Source organism: Blastomonas sp. UPD001 (assembly GCF_003426715.1).
In the GTDB taxonomy this organism is placed as follows: Bacteria; Pseudomonadota; Alphaproteobacteria; order Sphingomonadales; family Sphingomonadaceae; genus Blastomonas.
Map to the genome: position 1 here is coordinate 2,127,562 of NZ_QKVT01000001.1, position 7,325 is coordinate 2,134,886.

The 7,325-nt window shown below is 64.2% G+C and carries 8 protein-coding genes and 2 pseudogenes; 6 read left to right on the plus strand and 4 right to left on the minus strand.

Annotated features, from left to right (window positions below; all coding sequences use genetic code 11):
* The first annotated feature begins 41 nt into the window (after positions 1 to 41).
* From DM995_RS10820 to DM995_RS10835, 4 genes and pseudogenes are all read left to right on the plus strand, one after another.
* Positions 42 to 572 (plus strand): pyridoxamine 5'-phosphate oxidase family protein, encoded by a 531-nt coding sequence (locus tag DM995_RS10820; RefSeq protein ID WP_286164960.1) that lies wholly within the window; start codon positions 42 to 44, stop codon positions 570 to 572.
* Positions 569 to 778 (plus strand): putative signal transducing protein, encoded by a 210-nt coding sequence (locus DM995_RS10825; protein WP_116969427.1) that lies wholly within the window; start codon positions 569 to 571, stop codon positions 776 to 778. The genes DM995_RS10820 and DM995_RS10825 overlap by 4 nt, the downstream gene beginning before the upstream one ends.
* Positions 779 to 833: 55 nt before the next feature.
* Positions 834 to 1,034, plus strand: coding sequence for a zinc-finger domain-containing protein (locus DM995_RS10830; RefSeq protein ID WP_023839112.1), 201 nt, complete (start codon positions 834 to 836; stop codon positions 1,032 to 1,034).
* A 329-nt stretch (positions 1,035 to 1,363) separates the two neighbouring features.
* Positions 1,364 to 2,287 (plus strand): annotated as a pseudogene (locus DM995_RS10835) (DEAD/DEAH box helicase); the annotation flags it as partial.
* A gap of 62 nt (positions 2,288 to 2,349) precedes the next feature.
* Here DM995_RS10835 and DM995_RS22910 read toward each other — a convergent pair.
* A pseudogene (locus tag DM995_RS22910) lies at positions 2,350 to 2,478 on the minus strand (peptide-methionine (R)-S-oxide reductase); the annotation flags it as partial.
* Positions 2,479 to 2,484: 6 nt separating this feature from the next.
* Between DM995_RS22910 and DM995_RS22305 the strand changes: the two are divergent.
* Positions 2,485 to 2,763: a hypothetical protein gene (locus DM995_RS22305; RefSeq protein WP_232824313.1), complete on the plus strand. Its 279-nt coding sequence runs from the start codon at positions 2,485 to 2,487 to the stop codon at positions 2,761 to 2,763.
* Here DM995_RS22305 and DM995_RS10845 read toward each other — a convergent pair.
* The 3 genes from DM995_RS10845 to DM995_RS10855 all read right to left on the minus strand — a co-directional run bounded on the left by DM995_RS10845 (position 2,727) and on the right by DM995_RS10855 (position 6,106).
* Entirely contained in the window at positions 2,727 to 3,965 is a 1,239-nt protein-coding gene (locus DM995_RS10845; RefSeq protein ID WP_116969428.1) for a cytochrome P450, read from the minus strand. The two genes, DM995_RS22305 and DM995_RS10845, sit on opposite strands and share 37 nt — an antisense overlap.
* A 317-nt stretch (positions 3,966 to 4,282) precedes the next feature.
* Positions 4,283 to 5,752 carry an ammonium transporter gene (locus DM995_RS10850; protein WP_116970422.1) on the minus strand — a complete coding sequence of 490 codons (1,470 nt, stop codon included), beginning with the start codon at positions 5,750 to 5,752 and terminating at the stop codon, positions 4,283 to 4,285.
* 15 nt (positions 5,753 to 5,767) lie between these two features.
* On the minus strand, positions 5,768 to 6,106 hold the full coding sequence (locus DM995_RS10855) for a P-II family nitrogen regulator (RefSeq protein WP_116969429.1): 339 nt from the start codon (positions 6,104 to 6,106) through the stop codon (positions 5,768 to 5,770).
* 255 nt (positions 6,107 to 6,361) lie between these two features.
* Here DM995_RS10855 and DM995_RS10860 point away from each other — a divergent pair, with 255 nt between their 5' ends.
* Positions 6,362 to 7,297 (plus strand): ABC transporter ATP-binding protein, encoded by a 936-nt coding sequence (locus tag DM995_RS10860; protein ID WP_023839106.1) that lies wholly within the window; start codon positions 6,362 to 6,364, stop codon positions 7,295 to 7,297.
* The last annotated feature ends 28 nt before the right edge of the window (positions 7,298 to 7,325 follow it).

Below are 7,325 nucleotides of genomic sequence, written 5' to 3' on the forward strand. Positions count from 1 at the left end.
ATCATAGCCCTTGGGGCTCAAGTTGATCCGCGCGCCAGCCGATCTTCTTCGTCGCGACCGCGGCCGAGGGCGCGCGGATCAACTTGAGCCCCAAGGGCTATGATGCGTTTCGTGTGCTCGGCGACAAGCGCGTCGCCTATCTCGATCTTGGCGGATCGGGCAACGAGACGCACGCGCATCTCGTCGCCGATGGCCGCATCACCATCATGTTCTGCGCGTTCGAGAACCCGGCACTAATCCTGCGTCTCTACGGGCGCGGCCGCCCGGTGCTGCCGCAGGATGCCGATTGGGACGAACTGGCGGCGCATTTCACGATGATGCCCGGCACGCGGCAGATTTTCGACATCAGCGTGGATAGCGTGCAGACCAGCTGCGGTTGGGGCGTGCCGGTGATGCAGATGGAGCGCGAGCGCGAGACGCTGAAAAAGGCGCATCGGCAGATGGACGCCGAAGCGTGGCTCGCCAGGACGGCAGGACGCACCCGCTCGATCGACGGGCTGCCGACCACGCCGACCACGCGCTATTTCACCGATGCCCCGGATTTCAGCGACAAGGGGGCTGAGCGGGCATGAGCCTCAAGGCGATTGCCGAATATAGCGACCGGATCGAGGCCGAGATGGCGCGGCTGGCGCTCGCCGCCGAGGGGATTGACGCGCATATCTTCGATGGTGGCATGGCCGGGCTCGGGCTGGGGTTCATGACGCCCGCGCGGATCATGGTGCTGCCCGAGGATGCCGCCGAGGCACGCATCGTGCTCGAAAAGCACGGCCAGGCCTGATCTTTGCACCAAAGCCCGATTGCATGGCGTTGCGGCTTTTGATAATCGCGCAGCCATGATCACACCGCCCGAAACCGTCCGCACCACCACCGCCCGTGTCGCCTGCGATGGCGCCAGCGAGATTCGCGGCGGCGCAGCGCTCGGCCATCCGCGCGTCTGGCTGCAGATCGACGAGAAGGGCTATGTCGAATGCGGCTATTGCGACCGTCGCTTCGTGCTGATCGGTGGCCCGGCGGACGCGCAGGAAGCCGCCTGATTCGCGATCCCGCACCGGCGTCCCGCGAATTTCCTTGCTTTTCTACCGCTTTGTCCTCATATGCCGCTCCAGGCAGCGCGCCTCGGCACGGGAATCCTTCCCAATGCCCCTATGAACCGGCAGCGTGAACTTCGTTCCGACCCCGCCCGCAAGGCAGGTCGGCGATAGGCCGGGTCCTGAAACCCCGCTGCCCTTATCCCAGAACATCCCAATTCACGCGGGGCGTTTTCCTGAAGTTTCCGGACCATTCCGGAGGCTTCTGAACCCCGCAATGCGCGCGCCGCCCGAAATGGGCGTGGTTCGCGCCTTGCTCTGTTTGAAGAGTAACTATGTCCTATTTTCATGAACTTGGCCTGGCCGATCCGATCCTTCGTGCGCTCGATTCGAAGGGTTACGATACGCCCACGCCGATCCAGCGCGATGCCATCCCCGCATTGCTCGAAGGCCGCGACCTGCTGGGCATCGCCCAGACCGGCACCGGCAAGACCGCAGCCTTTTCGCTGCCCTCGCTGCATCACCTCGCCAAGGAAGCCAAGGGCCGGAGCCATCGCGGCGTCCGGATGCTGGTGCTCTCGCCGACGCGCGAGCTCGCGGCGCAGATTGCCGAGAACATGCGCGTCTATGCGCGCTACCTGAACCTCTCGGTCAATTGCGTGTTCGGCGGCGTGCCGATCAACCAGCAGAAGCGCAAGCTCCAGGCCGGCACCGACGTGCTCGTCGCGACGCCGGGCCGCCTGCTCGACCTGATCGAGCAGCGCGCGATCACGCTCGAGAATGTCGAGATCTTCGTGCTCGACGAGGCCGACCAGATGATGGACCTCGGTTTCATCGTGCCGCTGAAGCGCATCGCCTCGATGCTGCCCAAGCAGCGCCAGAGCCTGTTCTTCTCGGCGACCATGCCCAAGGCGATTGCCGAACTGGGCGCGCGCTTCCTCAACAACCCCGTGCGGGTCGAGGTCGCGCCGCAGTCGACGACGGCCGAGCGTGTCGAACAGTATGTCACCTTTGTCAGCCAGAGCGAGAAGCAGGCGCTGCTGACGCTGAAGCTGCGCGAGATCAAGCCCGAGCGCGCGCTCGTCTTCACCCGCACCAAGCATGGCGCGGACAAGGTGGTGCGCGTGCTGGCAGGCGCGGGCATCCGCTCTGCCGCGATCCATGGCAACAAGAGCCAGTCGCAGCGCACCGCCGCGCTCGCCGCGTTCAAGGATGGCGAGATCAAGGTGCTGATCGCGACCGATATCGCCGCGCGCGGCAGGCGGTCGGTGCTGGTGCCCACCGCCCTGGGCAGCGGCGCGTAGAAGCTCGGCCAGCCGGTGCCGCTCTCATATTTGGTCTTCGACGAGAACAGCGGCAGCTGGCATCCGGCGCAGACGAAGGTGCCCGCGCGCTTTTCCTTGTTGAGCGGGCTGGTAAAGGGCCGTTCGGTCCCTTCCTGGCGCAGCACATAATATTGATCCGCCGTCAGCTGCTGCTTCCACTGCGCATCGGTCTTGGTGATCTCGAACTTGCCCTTGGCGCGCGCGCTGGCCGCACCAAAGGAGAAGTTCGCCAGGCCGAACAGCCCAAGGCCTGCAGCGCCGAGCAGTCCGGCGTTCAGAAATTCGCGTCGTTGCATGATCCGATCCCGTGTCATCGTCCCGGCCATTTCGCCCGGGACAATGCCACAGTTACGCAAGCACCGCCAACGCGGCTTCAATATTTGCTTAAAGACACCTGCATCGAGCGATAGCCGTGCACGAAGCACGCGCGCACGCGCACCGGCTCCTCGAGCACGTTCACGCGCATCCGGCGCTTGGCCATTTCCTCGAGCAGAATCGCGATCTGCAGCTCGGCGAGGCGCGCCCCGACGCAGCGGTGGATGCCGTAGCCGAACGCCAGGTGCCGCCGCGCATTCTCGCGGTCTACGATGATCTTGTCGGCATCCTCGAACACGCTCTCGTCGCGATTGCCCGAGATGTACCACAAAGCGAGCTTGTCGCCCTTCTTGATGGTCTTGCCGAACAGGTCGTAATCCTCGAGTGCGGTGCGGCGCATATGCGCGAGCGGGGTCTGCCAGCGGATGATCTCCTGCACCGCATTGGGGATCAGCGCCGGGTTCTGCTCGAGCTTCTCGCGCTGGTCGGGGAATTGCTGCAGGCCATAGACCAGCCCCGACATCGAGTTGCGCGTCGTGTCGTTGCCGCCGACGATCAGCAGGATGAGGTTCCCCATGAACTCGAACTCGTCCATCTCGCTCATCGCGTCCGAATGGATCATCATCGAGATGAGGTCGGGCGTGGGCTCGGCGTTGATCTTGGCATCCCACAGCTTCTTGAAATAGGCGCCCATCTCATAGAGGTGCTTGAGCCGCTCCTGGCGCATCTCCTCGCTATGGATCAGCTCGATATCGCCAGCCCAGTCGGACCATTCGGTGAGCTTGCGGCGGTCCTCCCAGGGGAAGTCGAACAGGATGGCGAGCATCTGCGTGGTCAGCTCGATCGAGACCTTGTCGACCCAGTCGAACGGCTGGTCCCAGGGCAGGCCGTCGAGGATCTCGGCGGTGCGGCGGCGGATGTCGTCCGACATGCGCTTCATCTCGGTGGGAGTGAAGGCGGGCGCGACGGTGCGGCGCTGGCCGGTATGCTTGGGCCGGTCCATCGCGATGAACATCGGCATCACCAGCTCGGTGCCGTCGTCGATCCGGTCGGCGAGCGTGATGCCGCCATGCTCGTAGGACGAGGAGAAGATCTCGGGCAGCGCTTCCACATGCTGGATCGCCTTGTGGTTGGTCACGTTCCAGAAGCTGCCGAACATGCCGTTTTCGGTCCAGTGGATGGGATCCTGCTCACGCATCTGGCGGAACGGCTCCTGCCAGCGGTCTTCGACATACCAGCTGGCATCGCTCATGTCGTAATTCAGCGCGGCGCCGGGTTCTTTCAAAACGGTGGCCATGGCTCTCTCCTTGAATGCGGTCCGGCCCAGCGGGGTCGGCGCAAGGTCATCCGGGTCCGGGGGTGCGAGGTCCCGGAAAGGGTGCCGCCTGGGGCGGTCTGTCGGACGGAAGGTCTCACCTTGCTGACAGCTTTGTCAATAGGGTTTCGATCTGAAACCGATAAGGCGTCGTCGGGCTTCGACAAGCCTCGGACGACGAACGCAAAAAAACGGCCGGGATGTTGCCATCCCGGCCTTGAGTTGTCAGTTCGCAGGAGGAACCTCTGGAGGTCGGCGGCGGGTGCTAGCTGTTCCCGCCGCAGACCAAACTCGAAAACTCAGTAGTTATAGGCGCGCTCTCCATGTTCGGAGATGTCGAGCCCGGCCTGTTCGACCTCTTCGGAGGGACGCAGACCGATGGTGAACTTGAGCGCGTAGAAGAGCACGGCGGAGACCAGACCCGACCAGATGATGGTGATGCCCACCGCCTTGATCTGGGTGATGACCTGCGCGGCCATGTCATATTCGCCCACGCCCGCCGGGAAGACGGTGTAGTCGAAGAAGCCCTGGCCACCGAGCGCCGGGTCGGCGACGATGCCCGTGCCGATCGCGCCGATGATGCCGCCGACGCAGTGGACGCCGAACACGTCGAGCGAGTCGTCATAGCCGAGCTTGTTCTTCACCGTGGTGACGAAGAAGAAACAGACGATCGACGCGGCGAAGCCGAGCAGGATCGAGGTCATCGGCGCGGCCAGACCCGAAGCCGGGGTGATCGCGACCAGACCGGCCACCGCGCCGGTGGCAGCGCCCAGCAGCGAGGGCTTCTTGTGGACGATCTGCTCGATCACGGCCCAGGCGACGGTGGCGGCGGCGGTGGCGACAAAGGTGTTGATGAAGGCGACGGCGGTGACGCCATTGGCTTCCAGATTGGATCCGGCGTTGAAGCCGAACCAGCCCACCCACAGCAGCGAGGCACCGATCATGGTCATCACCAGCGAGTGCGGCGGCATGGCTTCGGTCTTGTAGCCCAGGCGCTTGCCGATCACGAGGCAGCCGACCAGCCCGGCGATACCGGCGTTGATGTGCACCACGGTGCCACCAGCGAAGTCGAGCGCACCCATGCCCCAGAGCAGACCGGTATCGGTCGGCGCATCGGGCAGGAAGTCCGGTCCGGCCCAGTACCACACCATGTGCGCGATCGGGAAATAGGCGAGCGTCAGCCACAGCACGGTGAAGATGATCAGCGGGGTGAACTTCACGCGCTCGGCAAAGGCACCGACGATCAGCGCCGGCGTGATGCAGGCGAAGGTCATCTGGAACACCACGAAGGCGAGCTCGGGAATATACACGTTGTTCGAGAAGGTCGCGGCGAAGGTAGTGCCGTCGACGCCGGCAAGAAACGCCTTGGACAGGCCGCCGATATAAGGCGATCCGCTGGTGAAGGCGAGGCTGTAGCCCCAGCTGACCCAGACGAGCGCGGCGACCGACACGATGGTCAGCACCTGCATCAGCACCGAGAGCATGTTCTTGGTGCGCACCAGGCCGCCATAGAAGAGTGCGAGGCCGGGGATCGACATCATCAGCACCAGCACCGCCGAAACGAGCATCCAGGTGGTGTCGCCCTTGTCGACCATGCCCGCCATCTGCTCGGCGGTCGGGGCCTTGATCGGGCCTTCGGCAACCGCCGTGACGGCCTCTTCGACCACTTCGGCCGCAGGTGCGGCGGTGGCGGCCCAGGCCTGGGCGGCGGTAAATACGCTGAGCGCCGTCGTCCCGACCGCGGCGCCGATTGTGTGCAAAGGTTTCATCATTCCCCTTTCCCCTTACAGTGCCGTGTCGCCGGTCTCGCCGGTGCGGATGCGCGTCGCGGCCGCCAGGTCGAAAACGAAGATCTTGCCGTCACCGATGGAATCCGTGTTGGCGGCGGCCTGGATGGTTTCGATCACCTGCGGCGCGATATCGTCGCTGACCGCGATCTCCAGCTTCAGCTTGGGGACCATGTTGGTGGTATATTCGGCGCCGCGATAAATTTCGGTCTGGCCCTTCTGGCGGCCAAAGCCCTTCACCTCGGTCACGGTCATGCCCGCGACGCCGAGGCTGGTGAGCGCCTCGCGCACCTCGTCGAGCCGGAAGGGTTTGATTATGGCAATGATGAATTTCATTATGCCCCCATTGGTTATTTTATTGCGGGGTTTGCCCCGTCACCGCAGCAAAGCTACGCAAACCACGTGCCAAATGCCGAAAAGCCGCGATTCCTAACGAATTGATAATCCGCTCAGCGGTCAGGCGCTCAAAATTTGTGCAGATGCGAAGGCGTGCCCAAAATTTGGGCAGCATTCGTGCTGCACCTGCACAGTCAGGCGGCAATGCCACCTTTCCCTTTGCGCTTGGCCCCCCGTCGGGCTAATCGGCTTGGCGTGACCGAAGCTGCCATATCGATCGACAATCTGCGCAAGCTCTATGCGGGCGCGGGCAAGGCCCCCGACAAGCTGGCGCTCGACGGCGTCAGCTTCGATGTCCCGCGCGGGCAGATATTCGGTCTGCTCGGCCCCAATGGCGCGGGCAAGTCGACGCTGATCAACATCCTGTCGGGCATGGTGCGCAAGACATCGGGCTCCGCGCGCATCTGGGGCTTCGACATCGATGCCGATCCGCGCAACGCGAAGGCCTCGATCGGCATCGTGCCGCAGGAAATCGTGTTCGATCCCTTCTTCACCCCCGCCGAGGCGCTCGAGCTGCAGGCCGGCTTGTTCGGCGTGCCCAAGGCCGAGCGGCGCACGGCAGAGCTGCTGCGCGCGGTGCGGCTGGAGGACAAGGCCAATGCCTACGCGCGGACTCTTTCCGGCGGGATGAAGCGGCGGCTGCTGGTCGCGAAGGCGATGGTGCACTCGCCGCCGATCCTGGTGCTCGACGAGCCGACCGCCGGCGTCGATATCGATCTGCGCCAGCAGCTCTGGGATTATGTGCGCGAATTGAACCGCGCCGGGGTCACCATCGTGCTGACCACGCACTATCTCGAGGAAGCCGAGGAGCTGTGCGACCGCATCGCCATCATCAACCATGGCAAATTGATCGCCAACAAGCCGACGGCCGAGCTGGTCGGCATGGCGCGCGAGAAGCTGATCGTGCTGACGCTCGATCAGGATGTGGTCGCGCTGCCGACCGATCCGGATTTCGACAAGGTCAGCAAGATCACCGATCGGGTGATCGAGATCGGCTACAGCAAGGACCGGCTCAATGCCGGCCAGGTGATGACCCGCGTGCGCGCCGCCGGGTACGATATCGTCGACGTGTCGACCCGCGAGCCCGATCTCGAGGACGTGTTCCTCAACCTCACCAAGGCGGCGGCCTAGACCGTGGCGGGGGGCAGCGAACATGACG

Excerpts from the sequence above, each read along its gene's own strand:
- DM995_RS10855 (WP_116969429.1), bottom strand. The coding sequence starts at position 6,106 with ATGAAATTCATCATTGCCATAATCAAACCCTTCCGGCTCGACGAGGTG.
- DM995_RS10845 (WP_116969428.1), bottom strand. The coding sequence starts at position 3,965 with ATGGCCACCGTTTTGAAAGAACCCGGCGCCGCGCTGAATTACGACATG.
- DM995_RS10850 (WP_116970422.1), bottom strand. The coding sequence starts at position 5,752 with ATGAAACCTTTGCACACAATCGGCGCCGCGGTCGGGACGACGGCGCTC.
- DM995_RS10825 (WP_116969427.1), top strand. The coding sequence starts at position 569 with ATGAGCCTCAAGGCGATTGCCGAATATAGCGACCGGATCGAGGCCGAG.
- DM995_RS10830 (WP_023839112.1), top strand. The coding sequence starts at position 834 with ATGATCACACCGCCCGAAACCGTCCGCACCACCACCGCCCGTGTCGCC.